This window comes from Dehalogenimonas alkenigignens (genome assembly GCF_001466665.1).
GTDB lineage: Bacteria > Chloroflexota > Dehalococcoidia > Dehalococcoidales > Dehalococcoidaceae > Dehalogenimonas > Dehalogenimonas alkenigignens.
Genome location: NZ_KQ758903.1, coordinates 1,608,428 through 1,624,893 on the forward strand (window position 1 = coordinate 1,608,428; position 16,466 = coordinate 1,624,893).

Here is a 16,466-nt window from a genome sequence, read left to right on the forward strand (position 1 = left end):
AGGGCGGCCTGGGGTAGGTTCCCGTGACCTACTGACCAGTCGAAAAACCTGCTTGGGTCACTGTTGATAATCGCGGCGCTGACCTAGTTCACTTTTATCCTGCCACCCGGGGATGATGACACTAGGGGCTAGGTAACACCTTAATCAGCACGATTCCCCGTACACTGCCGCCGGTCCCAGGTACTCCGGAAACCTGCCCTTCAATTTCTTCCTGGCTTCGTAGCACAGGTGGCAGGCATCAACGTGTCCAGCCGCCAGTTCCAGCCCGTAGCGTGCCGCCAGGCCCGCCGGACCGCCCTCGATCAGCGGTCCGGCGATCTGGTGTGCCTTGCCTTTGAAGTTCTTGACCAGTTCGGAAAGTGGCGTCTGCCACATGTTGCCCATCAAGAGCCCCTGACACAGGTGGACATTGCCGAAGGCATCGACATGGACGCGCGACGGGTTTTTGAGGTCTTCATCGGGACATTCCCTGAAACTCTTCGAGTCCTTTCGCGGTAAATCGCCCAAAAGACATTCCGCCGCCCGCCCGCGGAACCTCACCCCGCCGCCGATGATCGGTTCGCCCTTCTTCCTGGCGCTGTCCGAAATCTTGACCGTGGGCTTCTCGATGCACATGGTATAGGCATTGAGCCCGAGTTTTTGCGCCGCCGCAACGGCGTGTTGCGCCGGGCTGGGTTTGCCCTCCGATGTATGGAAGGCGTCGTCAGAAAGTCCCAGATCAGACAGCCCGAGGTCTATGAGCGGCTTTAGCCAGAGCTCAGCCGACTCCGGATCGGTCGCCCAGTATGCGTTGGAGACGATACCCGCCGAGAGCTTCCGACCTTTAGCCAATTTCATTCCTTCGAGCAGGAGTGGATAATACAGAAACGGCTCGCCGCCCTCAAAATAGACATTTTCGATGGATTCAACCTCGGCGATTTGTTCGAACGCCGCCCTCAACTGGGCGACACTGAATGTGCCTTCAGCTTCCGGGCTCCCGAAGACGAAACAATGTTCGCACGCTGACGTACAACGGTAGGTCAGCAGAAAATGGATTCCGTTTAACATCACGTTTCTCCGTCCCGGGACAGAACAAAACGGGAAATAGCCAGTGCAACTCCCGACAAATCAACGCTTGAAGTGACAAAGTCGGCACAGGCTTTTAGCTCATCCGAAGCATTACCCATGGCCACAGCCAGACCCGCCGTTCCAAGCAAAGACAAATCGTTAATGCCATCGCCTATCGCCATGACCTGATCGAGATCAAGGTTCAGGTATGCCGCCAATTTCACCAGCGCAGTTCCTTTAGAAACCGCCGGATTTACGACATTGATAAACTTGACGTTTGGGTAGGCCGGTGTTCGGGCAACCGATCCGCGCAGCGAACCGGTAAAATGGTCCAGGAATAGCCTGGCCTTCAATTCCTCATCCTGATTATGAATCATCAATTCGCATTTGATGATAAGTTCACGGCCGATAATCTCGTCGAAATTCACATGCGTGCTTCTGAGTCCGAAAAATTCCCGATGAATCGCGTCTGCCCAGTTGATCTCCTCGACAAAATACCTGTCAAGCGCATAGAGTTCCAGGTAAATGCTGTTGGCGCGGGCAAAACGCACCGCGGCGGCAAGTAATCCCGGATCAATCGGTTGCAAGGCAATTGTTGTATTCTGAGTTGGGTTATAAATCAAAGCTCCGTCGAAGAAAATATGCGCTCCGTCCAGGCTAAGATCGGCTATGTATTGGCGGCAGGCGTCGACAACGCGGCCTGTGGATAAGGCTATTGCGATGCCACCAGACTTTGCGGCCGCGATCACTGTTTTATCGGCGCTGGAAATTTGCCCTCTGGAGTTTATCAGGGTCCCATCGAGGTCAACGACAACAAGCTTGATCTGGCGATTTGTTAACGGGGATCCTTGGGCTTTACAGCTCATCCGGCCACCAGCTGGATCTCAAATATTAATGGCCAAAGTTTGCCGGTGACAAACAATCGCTTCTGCGCCGCATCATAAGCAATTCCATTTAGAACATCTACATAAATGCCGGCTGCCTGGGCTGGTGTCAGAAGCCCGGTAAGGTCTATCCAACTTTCGACCCGGCCGCTGGCCGGATCAATGATAGCGATGCGGTCAGTCTGCCATACATTGGCATAGATTTTGCCGTCGATAAACTCCAATTCATTAAGCCTTACTACTGGCGTCGTCCCGTCTTTGACCTCTATCTGACTCGTCCGCTGTAAGGTAACCGGATCAAGGAAGTAAAGATTGGCTGTGCCATCGCTCATGATGATGCGGCTGCCGTCATTGGCCAGGCCCCAGCCCTCGGTGACGTAATTGAAATCACTCTCCAGATCAAACGTTTCACGGTCATAAACAAAGCCGATGCCTGATTGCCAGGTGAGCTGAATGAGAGTGTCCTGCCACATCGTCAGCCCCTCCCCAAAATACTGTTGGGGCAGCGTCTTTGATTGCATCACCATACCCGTCGCCAGCTCCACCTTACGAATTGATGACTGACCGTTCAGACCCGTGCTTTCGTAGAGGAATCCATTGAAGTAAACCAATCCCTGGGTGAAGGCGGTACGGTCATGGGGATAACTGTTAACGATGCGGTAAGTGTAATGGGTAGCCGTCTGGACGGCAGGCGTCGCTGTTGTCGTCGTGATGGTTTGCAATCCGTCGTTGTTGCAGGCTGCAGGCGCGATGGTAAATGAGATGATGAGGCACGCCGCGACCGTTAAACGCTTTACGTGTTGGGTTATCACTGTTCGATCTGTCACCGATTTATCGCCTATGCCTAATCATACCAGCGTTAAGGTAAAACCGGCGAATAAGACATCACTCGTCCACGGCCAGGTCTGACCTACTATGGTATAATATTTGCATGGGCGAGATTAAGGTCGTCGCTACCAACCAAAAGGCGTACCACAACTACTATATCAGCGACCCGATGGAAGCCGGGCTCGTCCTGACCGGTACGGAGATCAAATCACTCCGCGGCGGCCGAGTTAACTTGGGCGACGCCTATGTCAAGCCGGAAAACGGCGAGATGTGGCTCCTGAATGCCCATATTGCTCGTTATGAGGCTGGTTCCTACATGAGCCATGAACCGACGCGGAGCCGCAAGCTTCTGGTCCATAAGAAGGAGATGCGTACCATGCTCGGGCGCATCAAGGAAAAAGGCCTGACCCTGGTGCCGACCAAAATCTACATTAAAGGAAATGTCGCTAAAGTGGAAGTCGCGGTCGGCAAAGGTAAAAAGCTCTATGACAAACGCGAGGTCATCGAGAAAAGAGAGAGCGATCGCGAACTGGGCCGCATTCTGAAAAATCGGCTCGCATGACCTGGGGACGCGTGGTTTCGACAGTGGAGGTTAGTTACGGAATTGCAGGTTGAGCTTGCCGCTAAGCTCACTAATCCTGGTGGCAAAACACAATTGGCGAACGTGAACTCGTTCTCGCCGGCTAAATAAAGCCAGCGCATCCGCCGCTCCTTACCCCGACGGGAGCGAATCGGGTGCCGACAGTTGGGGTGCCGCTGACCTGACGCCGACATGGGAGGCGAAAGACTAATCGGCTTGCCCGGCGAGATTCCGCCGGTTGAAGCTCAAAGGGCAAGAACAAAGATCCGGCTAAACCTGTAGCACATTCCGGGCAGTCTCCATTGGACGGGGAGTTCGACTCTCCCCCGTCTCCACCAGAAACACAGCCGAGCCTTTGGGAGAAGCTCCCAGAGGCTCGTTTATTATGTGGATCTTAGAATCCTTCTTCGCTGAAGCTACCTGGAAGATAGGTCTGAAAGGTGGTTTAGGCATCACTGCGATCACCCTCTTCCCAGCTTTGGCGTCGATGTAGACTGCGTCCAGTATGGTGAGGAGTATCTTCCTTTGCTCAGAAAGCGTTGCCGAAGCCCATAACTTGGGAAGATCCAGGATAAGTTTACCGGCAGCTTCTGCGGCGTTGTAGTCAGGCACCACCAATGATTCAAGGCTGAGTTCAAGCAATCTCTTCTGCCGCTTGTACTCTTCTTCGGGCATGACGTTATCGACATATGCCCTGCCTAGTCGAAGGAGTCTTGCTTTGACCTCGTCGCGTTCCTTTTTGATCCGCTCAACATCATCTTTAAGACTGATTATTGACAGCACTTCTTCCAACCATTTCGGTCCGAGTTCGATAGCCGAAACTAACTCTCTCACCTGATTGTCAATAGTAGAACATGTTATGGCACCACCATGACCCCGACAATCCTCGATACTCCTGGTGGCTTTGTGCTCCCGATAATATGAATTGCCACTGGTGTAAGTCTGAGCCCACATCGGCATGCCGCAGTAAGCGCATCTCACCAGACCTTTGAGCAAGTATTCCCTTTCAGGATGAGACGAAAGCGTCTCGGACCTCCCTGAGTTCTTCTTGAGCAAATCTTGGACGGCAATAAAGACCTCTTTGCTGATCAGGGGCTGGTGAGCGCCGGGTAGAGCCTTACCCTGATACACGACTTGTCCGGTAAAGAAGGGATTGTGGAGGATTCCTCTGATGGATGCCGTTGTGAAGAGCCTGGGACCTGCTACAAGGTTGCCAATGGCGTCGGGTGAGGCCTTGGTGTTCCGGGTGCGGAAACCCTCAGCATTAAGCCACCCAGCAAGGCTGCTTAGGGTGCCGGTGCCTGAGGCGTAGCGCCTGAATAGTTCGGTTACTGCTGGTCCTTCGGTTGGGTGGATGTGAATACCGCCAGAATGCTCAGGATCACACTGTTTGACCTTCTCTCCCTTGGAACTATCCCAGCAGGACTGGTATCCGAAAGGGATTGCCCCGTGATGCTTGCCCTCGTAAATCCGCTGCTCCTGCCCTTTCTTCACATGCTTGGCTAGCGATGATGAGAAGAACTGATTGAAGGCTCCCAGCATGTGCATCGAAAGCATGCCTTCAGGCGTTGAATAGTCGATACTCTCGGTAATGGAGACGAGCCCGACGTGATGTTTGGCCAAAATCGATAAGGACTCGATGGTTACCTTCATATTCCGGGACCAGCGATCAAGAGTATGGATCACGATGACGTCAAATTGATGTTTTGAGGCATCTTCCAGCAGCTGCCTGAAGACCGGACGTTTGGCGATGGCGTCGACATGAGCGCTCTTGCCTTCTTCCCGGTAGACGCCGACCGGTTGCCAGCCCCTGTTCTGACAAAGTTCCCGGAAGAGCCTCTCTTGAGCAGTGAGTGAATGCCCCTGAACCTGGGACACATCCGATACCCGGATGTAGGTGACTGCTCGTTTAGCTTCAGTCATGGGAAACCTCTCTTATCGAGTTTCCTCTTGAAGCGACGGACAGAGCGACTTCAGCGATGGTGTTGAAGAAGTGCTGTAACATTATGTCGTCTAACTCTCCACCTTCAAAAGTGGCGGGGATTGTATAGCGAAGGGGTATACCCGTCAACGACTTATCGGGCATCTCCTTGGGATCCATCTAGTTGGTCTCCCTGCCCTTGTCAGCGTCGAGTAACCGCTTGAAAGTGGCATAACCGATGCGGAGCTCTCTCGCTGCCTGGCGTCTTGATAACTCTCCAGCTTTGAGGCGCTCCAAAACTGCTCCATAAGTCTGATTGAAACCTCGCCTGTCGGTTACCCTTGGTCGCCCTATCTGCATCCCCTGTTTCCGGGCACGGTCCATGCCGGCCTTAACCCTTTCTCTCAAGATCGACCTCTCCATTTGGGCATAAGCGACAGTGATGTAATAAAGGACTTCACCAAAAGGCGAGGTGGTGTCCAGCCAGGGCTCGGTGTAAGAACGAAGACCGACTCCCCAGGTCTTCAGCCTTTCGAGGGTAGTCGCGGCATCAAGCACTGACCGGAAAGCCCGGTCCATTCTCCAGACAAGGATCAAGTCAAAACGCCGCTTACTGGCGTCACTAAGAAGTTCGCGCCAGGAGGTCCTATGGACAATATCGGTGGCAGACACTTGATCTGAGTATTCATTGTAAGTCTGCCAACTCTGCGACTTTACGAACTCTCTTAAAGGCATGAGTTGGGTGGCAAGGTCTTGATCCTTGTCCGAGGTCGATACTCTGGCGTAAATCGCGACTCTCATGCTTTTATCCTTTGGACTGGATCTCCTGCTTCAGGGTATCGATAAGGGCATGCACCTTCGTATCGATCTTCCTGTAAGCTGCAATTGAGACTTCCAGCTTGTCGGCTTCTTCCTCACAATAAGCAGCGATGTTGTCACTCATGTCCTTTAACTGATCCGCTTCGAGGACAAACCTTGCCTTGCCATGGGTTGTCTTTGAAGATATCTCAAAGGCAGCGAAGACTTGACCGATATTAGTTGCAGGGATTTCGAGGCCGAACTCTTCAAGTATTCGGTCGGATATCTCTTTGGCGGTAGCCCGAGTTGTGCCTTCAGAGGCTAGAAGGTGGGCGGTAACCACGACTGCCAGACAGTTTTTAACTGAGATCAGGTGCGATGCCTTATGAACACACTCTTTGAGTTCATCGTAATTCATCTGGTTTCTCCTTCCCCTGTACTCTGTTTGGTACATATATCGGCGGTGGAGTCGCTACCCGTACCCTTCGTACCCGTACCCTTTTCCTCCAAAACCTTCTTGATGTAGTTCTGGTCGGAGATGAAAGCCCTGAAATGTCTGCCGTCTTTCGGACAAATCAGCATGATGAACGGTTTGTTCGATTCCCTTCCTTTAGCGGTCCTGATTGATAAAGGACTGCCACAGATCAGGCAATTCACAGTGTTCATTCTGGTTGATACCTCTCTAGAAAGAATTTACACAGCAGATACATTGCAGTGCCGCGGGTATTGGGATTGTCTTTGCTTGAGTCCTTTGCCACAGGAAGAATCCTCGCAAGAGCCTCCTGCACTGTTTCGAGTTGAGGCCGAGTGAATTGCAGCTGCATATGAGAAAGCCTGGCGGCTTGCGCCTGCTCCCAGGCCTCAAGATGCTCAGCTAGAGTGCCTTCACTGATGGTGGAAAGAGTCGAAAGGCTTTGTGAAGTTTCCGGAAGAACAGATAACACTTCACTTTCGGGAATGGACGAGAGAATCTCTTTAAGAAGAGCACCCTTCAGAGCAAGGTCGTCTTGGCCCCTAAGACCATTGAGTGCCTGTGCCAAAAGCATGGCTTCGGCATCTTTCAGGTCAACAACGACGCAAGGAACCAGCTCGATCCCGATGTCCTTGATCACCTTCAGCCGCTGATTTCCAGACAGGACTTCGTATAGGCTTTGTATTGGCCTCACCACCAGAGGCTCAACTAGACCGTATCGGGTGAGGCTGTTTTTCAGGCGTTCGAATCCAGCTTCGTCCATCTGATTCGGGTTCCAAGGTGCTTCCACCAAAACGGTCAGAGGCAGGGTGATGATTTTCATTTCGTCTCCTTTTTGGGGTAGGGTTGAGGGTTTACGGTCAGTTGGGTTTTCAAACTTGGATCTAGAAAATAGATATAGCGATGCTTTCGGGTTTGTGGCACTACCCTGACTTCGATGCCTTGCTCCTCAAGATACTTGATCGAGTGCGATCCCAGGGTGTGACTGAGGCTCCGGGAGTGCCTCACTCGTCCGTCACCCAGGTCAAACATCGGCATAGCCTCAGACAATCCGGTGTAGATCCACCCAGTCGCCTGGTAGATAGTTCCAAGATGACCCTGGCCTGGATCGGCGTAGCTAACAATGAATTTAGTTTTTGTGTGCTTCTTGAGAGCCCTCAGAGCAATACTGATCACTCGTGATTCCGAGTTGGAAGGCAGTTCATCCGAAAGCCATAAGCGAGAAAGGGTCATACAGTCTTCGGGATTCGCACCCTGGACCAGGCGATAAGCGTGTGCCGGTCCAGAACCAAATGTAATTGCCCCAAGAAGCCTGTTGCCTTGAAGCACGCCGAAAGCTAGCTGCGTGCCACCAGGCATCGAGTGAAGGTAGTGGTTTCTGACCAAGATCGACTTGGCAGCAACGAAGGGTATGGGCTTAACCAGAATGGATTGGAGCGCCGCCGTCGGGATCGGACCGCGTCTTTCATCCTGGCTGGATGACGTGCTGACCATTACACTCGCGGCGCTCATGAACCTAGCTCCTCATACTCTGGATCGTGGAGGACTTCCCTGAGCATCCACCGGGCATACCTTTCACGCCCTTTGTCGCCAGACGATATGCTGACCTTGAGAATCCGTCGCCACTCAGGGATGCTCAAATCCCTCCACTGATCCAATACTTCGGACTCATTTTGTGGCTCAATTTCACCCGGAACCCCTCTTAGGGGGTTTTGATCCGCAACATCCGCAACATTACGATTGGCGCAGCTTTGGACACAATCCGCAACATTTTCGGATTTTTGGGCTTCTGTTGCGGATCGAAAAGGCCCATTTTGGACGTTCGAGTCAAAGCTGGGTGTTGCGGATGTTGCGGATTGACGCACTGTATGAGGCAAATAACGCTTCCATGCATCATCAAAATCAGCCCGATAATACCCCTTCGGCGTCTGGTTTCCTTCCCTGATCGACTGGCTGCGGATCCCATAACTCTTTAAAAGCGAGGCCATTTTCTTACCATTTATCGGCTTGCCCCGCAGATCGTTCCATGGCGATTCATCCAGACTCAACAGACCTTCTATCATGTCAGCCGTGAACATGTAGGTTTGGGTACTGAAAATTTGTTTGAGATCTGTTAGGAGTTGCACGCCCATCGAATCGTTTTGGTAATTGTCTTTGACCATAAGAGCGATAGCGGCTTGTCGGGCTTTTTCAAAACAATCCCTGCCTGCCGCATCAGCTATGGCCAGAAGAGGTTCCCAGCAGTCAGCGGCTCGATCATTAAGTTCTTCAGGCAAAGCAGGGACTGTTACCTCAAGGCTGCTTGCTGCCGTGGCAATGCGCCCCTTGAGCGCTGTCGCTTCAGGTTCATGGGTACGGCGGCGGAATCGTTCGACTGTCTCATCGGGCATGCGCCTCTTCAGGATTATTAGAATGCTTCGGTCAGCTACGGTATCAGGCAAGTTACCAATCCCGGCGATGGCTTTCGGACAGTAGGTCGACAGGTCTTTATAACCGATATTGGCACCCTGTCCTGTGCAGATCGATGCCTTACCACCACGACGGTAACCGGTGTTCAGGATTCCGCGAAGCGTCTCTGAATATTCTTCGGGACCGCTGAAGGCAGCGTCCGATTCATCGAGCAGAAGCGTCGGAGATTCGGCATCGATCTTACGGGCTAATACCGCCGGTGTTACCCTCCCCGTGAACCAAGGCTTAGCCACCAGCAGTTCCAGGACTTCCAGTAACCTGGTCTTACCCGACCTCTTTTCTGGCGAGGTAATCGATAGATACGGGGTCGTGTCGAAATGATCGAAGGCATGACTATGGATTACCCAGAGCGAGATGGCAAGTAAATAATGTTCAGGCAAAACGACAAAACGCCTGATAAAACCTGAGACGTCGATGATCAGCTGGTTCAAGTCAACAGGTTTGGGTAGCTCCCATCGTGGCGAACTCTCCACCAGGGCTTCAAGCTCCGCCCGATTGTGGCCTGAACCGAGCCAGTCATAGACGTCTTCTTTGTGGCCAAGTCCCGGCAGGGCAACAACTTTGACCGATCGGGCAACGGTAATAAGTGACTTGGCTACCTGCTCGGCATGGGCTCTGCCAGGATCGTCGTTGTCGGGTAGTATGACGACGGCTCGATTCTTAAAGAAAGGTACAAATTCATCGCGCCATTTACCTGCCCCCATTGGCGAGCAGGTGGCAACAAACCCCTGACCGACCAGGGAAAGAACGCCCTTCTCTCCTTCGGCCACGTAAACCGTCGTTTCGAGAGGTGTTGAGATAAGTTCAGGGAGGCGGAAAAGTACCCGCCGGACGCCCTCCAAGTTATAGATCCAACCGCCCCTGCCATCAGGACGGCGCTGTCTGAAACCCTTCGGCTGATAACGGACGACCTGGAAAAGAACTTTGCCAGATTCATCTAGGTAATCGTAATTGGCAACTTCAACGGATTTCTCGGGATTTGAATCAATTTCAATCCCTAGCTTAGAAGCAAGCTTCTTTAGATTACCCTTTTCACTACAAGCCAGGCACTTGAAGCCTCGTTCATTGAAGCGAAGATTGGGGTGATTCCGATCATCGTGAAAAGGGCAGAGAGCTGTGTACCAACCGTTTTTATCGGGTTTGGATACTTTCTCCAACCGAGAAAGTATTTTAATTAAAATGTCGTTCTGATGAGTGACTGCCACGCCCTAAACGATAGGCGTATACAAGGAACTCAGCACGGCGATTTTCGATTTTTAGAAAAAGCCACCTATCACCGCATAACCCTGCCTGATCTGGGTAGAGTGATCGACAGGATTTTCGCAATTCTAGCCGTGTTTTCTTGCGCTGCTGATTCCCCAATTCCTTCTCTCTGGGCTGCTGCGATTACTGAGTCGCCAAGGAATATTCGATCAAAAAGGCAATCGAAAGTCGCCCGATCCCAGTGCATTGAGCGTCTATAACCCCACTGCGACATCGTTTCACAGAAATTCTTGTAATCATCTGCTCCCAATTTTTCACGGGTATCTTGACGTCGCATCGATGCAAGAAAATACTCGCGATAGACTCTTTTCTTTTCTCTAGGTACGCTCGAATCTGAATACAACCGTTTTATTTGTCCGCTGAACAACGTGCCAAGGACACCATCGATCGTTGCCCTTGGACGCTTAACGTTGGCAAACGGCCTAGATGCTTCGACCATATCCAGATTGATTTGAAATAGAGGTGCCCACCAGCATTTCAGACCTGCTCGATAATGCAAATGAATCGATTTCCTGAGGTAACGCAAGATCGATTCGACATGCGGTTGCACAATCTCGTAGAACCGATTTCTAACCTCAGGTACCAACGAGTCGTTAACGCTATCGGATAATCGCTTAAGCGGTAAAATGCTACCTAGAGCCTTTTGAGAGTACCTTTCGTTATACTTTTCACGGAACTCTTCGAATTTCTCGAAGACATCGATGACATCTTTGTCTTTGCAGAATTCTTCAGCTTCAGGCATGTAGGGCGCCGATGACACCGCCAGGTCATAAATATCGACAGGCGAGGCTACCGCAACAACATTTGAGAAGATTCGTGTTGATCGGCCTCTCGATACCCCAAACATATTCATGCGTAACGAGCGTCTCAGCGTTGAGGTTTTTTCGTAAATTTCGGTGAACACGGGTAAATACTCTTGCCTCAGTTCGATCCTCGAACTCCTGAAAACAAGAGCTTCAGGCCGTTCCTCGAACAATTCCTGTAATAAGGACATGGCAATGACAAAATCGAGTAAATCGTTTGACCATTCGAGTTTGTTTGCGTTTTCAAAGGTTAGGTGGTCCATGAAGCGAGATTATACGGAAAAACTCATCCCGCTCCAAAAAGGGGATGCCTTGCGGTGAAGCTAACCGGCTCTTATAATGAACCGAACCAAAAGGACTTCTTTCAGGTCCATTTTCAGGGAATCCAAGAGCCTTCATATTGATGAAAAATCGATACCTGGTAATTCTTTCAGGAGGATCTTAGAGAACGTTCTTTTGGCCAGTGAACGCTCTAACTAGATATAACTCACAATCATGATACTCAAGTCTATTTTAAAAATACTAGTTCACCAGCATAATTTTATGCTCATTTTTGCCATATTCGCTGGCCTCAATATGGCGCCGTTGGCTCAACTCACCGAAAGTTGGATCATCCCTTCACTCATCATTGCCATGTCTTTGTCTTTAAGTCATATCGATATAACTAAAGATCTGCTACTACCTAGAAAGATACTCAAAGCGACCAGTATGGGTTTGTTGCTCAATTTTATTCTGTTAGGTGGCCTCAATATCATATTGGGTCACCTATTTACGGATGATAAGTATTTAATTGCTGGTTTAGTCGTTTTAGCTGGTGCTCCCCCATCACTTTTAATCACACCTTGCACGTATAACATCAAGGGCGATGTATCCTTCTCATTTTTAAGTGCTATTGCGTGTTATTTCTTATCCATCTTGATCTTACCGTTATTAATATATGTTTTTCTTGGTAGCACCTATTGGGGAGTAGATCTATTCAATGTAATATTTCAAATTGTCGTTTTACCGCTCATATTGTCACGTATTATCAGAAATATAAAACAATCTAGACTTATACAACCATATAACGGCCATATCATAAATTGGTGTATTGCCATCGTTTGTTTTACCCTAGTAGGATTAAATCATGAATTACTTACTACGTACTCAAACAACCTTTTAATTGCGTTTATCGTTGCTGCGGCCACAATATTTCTTCTTGGGGAATTGATTTATCGTACTAGTAGGTTATTAATAATTCCAACGCCAACTGCCATCAGTTATATGCTTCTTGGTTCAATGAAAAAATGGGCTGGAGCGAGTACCATCGCATACGTAATATTGGGCCCAAAAGCTTCCGTACCTGCGATTGCTGCTTTAATCGTAGGTTTTCTTTACTATTTATTCCTTTCGATACGTTTTCATAAGAACATTGGGATTGAAACCAAGATTTTCGAAAAATAGATAAAGGTCCTCTGCGCCCTAATCGCAAGAGGACCTTTATCTTAGATGAAGCTTATGCTCTTTTGTTTTGTAGCAATGAACGCACAGTCGGAACTGCGATTATGGCAGCCCCTGCTCCAAAAATAAGACCTACAATCCATGCCCCTTGGGCTCTTTCAACTGCCAAATCAAACGTAATCACAACTCCAATCGCTGTTAATGCTGCTGCTATTGCAACGAGAATGTGATGCCACCAAAATACATGATATTTTCTATTTGCCAAAAGCATTAAACCTACCAGAACTGTAAAGACGATTCCCCCTAAAAATACTATCAGGCTCATATACTTTCCTTTCAATTTTTGTTTAACTAAGTTCGCCAGGGTGCCCAGTCCGCAGGTGTGTGCCAAGGTTGCCATTTGTCGGCATTTTCACCCCTAGGATACTTACCATAAGTAATATCTGCCACCTTGACCATCATCGGAGCAAGCATCGGTATACTAGCTAATACGCGACCAATATCGTGAGTTGGAGTGTTTGGTGAACTCCATGGACAGACACTGACACAGAATTGACAGCCGAATGCCGTTCTTTGTTTCATACATTGAAACCCATCATATTCCCACTTATAGGCACCGTTAATCAAAGATGGTTCTGGATCTTTTCCGATAACTTGTGATACGCAATTGGCTGAGCACCGACCGCATACTTTGCAAAATTCTCGCAAACCAAAATTTATCGGCTTGTCAGGGACGAGTGGTGCGTTCGTTGCAACAACTATAGTCCGTAATCCAGCACCCCAAGGTGCAATAGCTAGACCGGATCGCCCAGCCTCAGCTAACCCCGCTCTAATTGCAAAAGGAGTCTCACAACAATCCTCATCTGCAATGATCATGCCATAGGCGTCGTAACCCAAGCCTCGGATAGTAGACTCCATGTATTTGGAATAGACATCTTGATCACTGCAAGTTGTTGCTGTTGATGCATTGGCAAGGGGGCCCACCCCAGCACGGTGGGTTGGTAAACTTGTGAAAATGCCCATTACAATTGCATATTTGTAGGGATAGGGCCAAGCCACAGGTCTGCCAGGATCTATCCAACCTTTGGGACGGTAACCACGTAAGGTGCCTGAAGTTGCAGCAACTTTGTAAAGAAACGGTTTCATTTTATCGTCAATTGCACAGACACGAATTTGATCTACACCAAACCAGTGCGCCACACCTTTTAACTTCACAGTCATCTCTTCGGCAGAAATTTCAACCTTCGCCGCATTAATTGGGAGTTTAATCCAATTCTTCTCTGCGGTGTTAACATGCCAATGATCCGAGGCTTGGACTATCGCTGTCCCGAAACGGTAGTCTTGCAATTCCTCTGGTGTCATGTTGGCTATCCATTCATTACGAGAGGTAACCGCCTCCTGCGCAATTTTACCCCATTCCCCGGACCAGTCTTGATTCGTTGCAGCATTACCTACAGCCTGAAAACCGTCTTGTCGCCCGTCGGTAAAGGGTTGGTATTGACCGTTCACTTTTGTTGATCCCAAAGCAAGCTCATTAGGTACTATTTCAGTTGTACCCAGCGAATTCGCAGTGTCATCTATCTCTTTGACCCACCAAGGATATTCGGTTGGATACTGGGGCAAATAGGGATCTTTAAGACGGCTATTGAAGAGCATTCCTTCATTAGTTCCTGGCAGTTCTTTAATTGCAGCTACGGCAGCCAAGGAAGCGAAACCGATACCTGACCCACCCGTAATCTTCAAGAAGTCTCTACGACTATAACCTCTCTCTTTTTCATTCAATTTGTGTTTGACGAGCATAACATAATTCCTTTCAATACAATTTTTCGGTCTCTGTTGTCCATTTCTTATGACTTTCCGAAGATCAATTGTTTATCAAAAAACTCTTTCCTCCTTTCGCATAAGGAACACTTCAACCACCCATGTTTAAATAACTCCTACTTTTCGTTTGGTTGTAGTGTTATTTTATAAATGGTATCTTCAGTTTCGCTTTTGTGACTTCCATTTGATTTCACCTCTCGCTTGTTTGACTTTGGTTAAATAAGTCTTCTATTAAATACTTACCTATTTCGTTAATACATAGGGGTTGTGATTGACGGCTCCTGTCCCGATATACCGTAATTCCCTTCAGACCCCACTCCCAGGCCATCATAAAGACCCGGGCGATATCTTCACGGCTGGCACTCTTGGGGAAGTTCACCGTCTTACTTACGGCATTATCGATATGCCGCTGGAACGCCGCCTGGATACGGACATGCCATTCAGGCGAAACACGGTGGGCGGTAACAAAGATTTTCCGAACGTCTTCCGGCACTTCTTTCCGGCTGTGCAGGTGGTTAGAGGTCACTAGTTGCTCTATAAGCTCACGGGAGTAAAAGCCGCGCTCCCGGGCGATTCGTTCAAAATAAGGGTTGATCTCGAGGAGATTTTCGCCATCGAGGATGTTTCTCACAAAAACCGCGGCGAAGATAGGTTCGATGCCTGACGAGACCCCGGCGATAATGGAGATGGTTCCGGTCGGGGCGATGGTAGTGCAGGAGGCGTTCCTCATGGGGAGGCCGCGTTTTTCATAGATACTACCGGACCAGGCGGGGAAGACCCCCCTTTCGAGAGCGAGGTTGTAAGAGGCTTCCTTGGCGCGTTCGGAGATAAACTCCATTATTTCCTCAGCCATTGTGATAGCTTTGGTCGAGTTGTAAGATACACCCAGCTGGATGAGCATATCGGCAAAGCCCATGACGCCAAGGCCGATCTTCCTTGTTAGTCTGGTTGTGCGTTCGATCACCGGGACAGGGAACTTGTTGACGTCGATGACGTTATCCAAGAAGCGGACAGCGATCGGGATCAACCGCGCCAACTTATTAAAATCAATGGAGAGGGTGCCACCCTTCTCTTTAAGCATGGCGGCGAGATTGATGGAGCCGAGGTTGCAGGACTCGTAGGGGAGTAAAGCCTGCTCTCCACAGCCGGTGATTGTTTCTAACCGGCCCAAGCTGGGCGTGGGATTATCGCGGTTGATGCGGTCTATAAAGACGAGACCGGGGTCGCCGGTGCTCCAGGCCTGGTCGACGATACGCTTAAACACGGCAGAGGCATTGAGACTACCGACGGCTCGACCGGTGTTGGGGTCGATGAGGCAGTAATCGTCGCCGGATCTGACTTTATCCATGAAGTCATCGGTTACCGAAACAGAATTATAGAAATTGGTTAGAAGGCTCGGGTTGCTCTTGGCATTGATGAAATGGAGAATATCGGGATGGGATACGCTCATAACAACCGAGTTGCAGCCACGCCTGACTCCGCCTTGGCGGATGTAGTCCGCAGCTCCGGCAAAGACGTGGATTAGAGCCACCGGACCACCGGCGGCATCAAAGTGTTCACCGACGGCGCTGCCCGTGGGTCTAATATGCGACACGTTGAAGCCGATGCCCCCACCGCTTTTATGGATCATTGCAGTATATTTCACAGCATCGAAGGTCTCTTCCAAGGAATCTGGCACCGGGAGCACGAAGCACGATGAAAGCTGCCCAGTCTCGGTGCCGGCGTTAAGAAGGGTGGGGGAGTTGGGCAGGAATTCAAGAGAAGCCATAGCCCGGTAGAATTCATCGGCGATGGTATCGACTTCAACTTCCGGGCGATATTGTTTCTCGGCTTGGGCGACAAATCGGGCGACGCGGCGGAACATTTGCTCCGGTGTCTCAGTGATCCGGCCATTGCGATCACGCCTAAGATAACGTTTCTCCAGCACTCGGAGAGCGTTGGGGGTGAGGGCTGATTCAATTTCTCTGGTTATTTCAAGGACCATTTACTCTCCTTAAATGGGTTTTATATTGAGGCAAGCCCCACAGTGAACCCCGATTACACCCAGGGAGCCCACGGGAGGGGTTTCACAGCCTGTTAGGCCGGGCTGGTCGCAACAACCCGGCGGCCCTGGTTTCCCCCACCATGAGGCTTGCCAAAG

14 protein-coding genes, 1 other RNA gene and 1 pseudogene are annotated in these 16,466 nt (G+C 50.0%); 3 read left to right on the forward strand and 13 right to left on the reverse strand.

The window, feature by feature from the left end; translation table 11 throughout:
• Window positions 1–144: 144 nt before the first annotated feature.
• From DEALK_RS08400 to DEALK_RS08410, 3 genes are read right to left on the reverse strand one after another with little or no spacing between them, the layout of a single operon-like run.
• Window positions 145–1,047 carry a radical SAM protein gene (locus DEALK_RS08400; protein WP_058439780.1) on the reverse strand — a complete coding sequence of 301 codons (903 nt, stop codon included), beginning with the start codon at window positions 1,045–1,047 and terminating at the stop codon, window positions 145–147.
• Window positions 1,047–1,913 carry a Cof-type HAD-IIB family hydrolase gene (locus tag DEALK_RS08405; RefSeq protein ID WP_058439781.1) on the reverse strand — a complete coding sequence of 289 codons (867 nt, stop codon included), beginning with the start codon at window positions 1,911–1,913 and terminating at the stop codon, window positions 1,047–1,049. Before DEALK_RS08405 ends, DEALK_RS08400 begins: the two co-directional genes overlap by 1 nt.
• Entirely contained in the window at window positions 1,910–2,758 is an 849-nt protein-coding gene (locus tag DEALK_RS08410; protein ID WP_240608109.1) for a glutaminyl-peptide cyclotransferase, read from the reverse strand. Before DEALK_RS08410 ends, DEALK_RS08405 begins: the two co-directional genes overlap by 4 nt.
• Before the next feature lie 104 nt (window positions 2,759–2,862).
• On the opposite strand from DEALK_RS08410, the gene smpB reads away from it, so the two are divergent.
• Together smpB and ssrA are read left to right on the forward strand one after the other, a co-directional pair.
• Window positions 2,863–3,321, forward strand: coding sequence for an SsrA-binding protein SmpB (gene smpB / locus DEALK_RS08415; protein WP_058439782.1), 459 nt, complete (start codon window positions 2,863–2,865; stop codon window positions 3,319–3,321).
• 3 nt (window positions 3,322–3,324) lie between these two features.
• Window positions 3,325–3,677, forward strand: a transfer-messenger RNA (tmRNA) gene (ssrA, locus tag DEALK_RS09650).
• Window positions 3,678–4,176: 499 nt separating this feature from the next.
• Here the strand turns inward: ssrA and DEALK_RS10285 are convergent.
• The 7 genes and pseudogenes from DEALK_RS10285 to DEALK_RS08460 form a co-directional block, all read right to left on the reverse strand.
• A pseudogene (locus tag DEALK_RS10285) lies at window positions 4,177–5,262 on the reverse strand (recombinase family protein); the annotation flags it as partial.
• A 178-nt stretch (window positions 5,263–5,440) separates the two neighbouring features.
• Window positions 5,441–6,061, reverse strand: coding sequence for a recombinase family protein (locus tag DEALK_RS08430; protein WP_058439785.1), 621 nt, complete (start codon window positions 6,059–6,061; stop codon window positions 5,441–5,443).
• Between the two features lie 4 nt (window positions 6,062–6,065).
• Complete coding sequence (locus DEALK_RS08435; RefSeq protein ID WP_058439786.1) at window positions 6,066–6,476, reverse strand: hypothetical protein; 411 nt, start codon at window positions 6,474–6,476, stop codon at window positions 6,066–6,068.
• Between the two features lie 244 nt (window positions 6,477–6,720).
• Window positions 6,721–7,353, reverse strand: coding sequence for a ParB N-terminal domain-containing protein (locus DEALK_RS08445; RefSeq protein ID WP_058439787.1), 633 nt, complete (start codon window positions 7,351–7,353; stop codon window positions 6,721–6,723).
• Entirely contained in the window at window positions 7,350–8,042 is a 693-nt protein-coding gene (locus tag DEALK_RS08450; RefSeq protein WP_058439788.1) for a Mom family adenine methylcarbamoylation protein, read from the reverse strand. The genes DEALK_RS08445 and DEALK_RS08450 overlap by 4 nt, the downstream gene beginning before the upstream one ends.
• A complete protein-coding gene (locus tag DEALK_RS08455; RefSeq protein WP_058439789.1) occupies window positions 8,039–10,204 on the reverse strand; it encodes a DUF3631 domain-containing protein in 2,166 nt (721 codons plus the stop codon). The genes DEALK_RS08450 and DEALK_RS08455 overlap by 4 nt, the downstream gene beginning before the upstream one ends.
• A 68-nt stretch (window positions 10,205–10,272) precedes the next feature.
• Entirely contained in the window at window positions 10,273–11,328 is a 1,056-nt protein-coding gene (locus DEALK_RS08460) for a hypothetical protein (protein ID WP_058439790.1), read from the reverse strand.
• Between the two features lie 280 nt (window positions 11,329–11,608).
• Here DEALK_RS08460 and DEALK_RS08465 point away from each other — a divergent pair, with 280 nt between their 5' ends.
• Window positions 11,609–12,508 carry a bile acid:sodium symporter gene (locus tag DEALK_RS08465; protein WP_058439791.1) on the forward strand — a complete coding sequence of 300 codons (900 nt, stop codon included), beginning with the start codon at window positions 11,609–11,611 and terminating at the stop codon, window positions 12,506–12,508.
• 52 nt (window positions 12,509–12,560) lie between these two features.
• Here the strand turns inward: DEALK_RS08465 and DEALK_RS08470 are convergent, their stop codons facing one another.
• The 3 genes from DEALK_RS08470 to DEALK_RS08480 form a co-directional block, all read right to left on the reverse strand.
• Window positions 12,561–12,830: a hypothetical protein gene (locus DEALK_RS08470; RefSeq protein WP_058439792.1), complete on the reverse strand. Its 270-nt coding sequence runs from the start codon at window positions 12,828–12,830 to the stop codon at window positions 12,561–12,563.
• A gap of 26 nt (window positions 12,831–12,856) precedes the next feature.
• Window positions 12,857–14,305: a reductive dehalogenase domain-containing protein gene (locus tag DEALK_RS08475; protein WP_058439793.1), complete on the reverse strand. Its 1,449-nt coding sequence runs from the start codon at window positions 14,303–14,305 to the stop codon at window positions 12,857–12,859.
• 211 nt (window positions 14,306–14,516) lie between these two features.
• Window positions 14,517–16,310 (reverse strand): adenosylcobalamin-dependent ribonucleoside-diphosphate reductase, encoded by a 1,794-nt coding sequence (locus DEALK_RS08480; protein ID WP_058439794.1) that lies wholly within the window; start codon window positions 16,308–16,310, stop codon window positions 14,517–14,519.
• Window positions 16,311–16,466 lie beyond the last annotated feature (156 nt).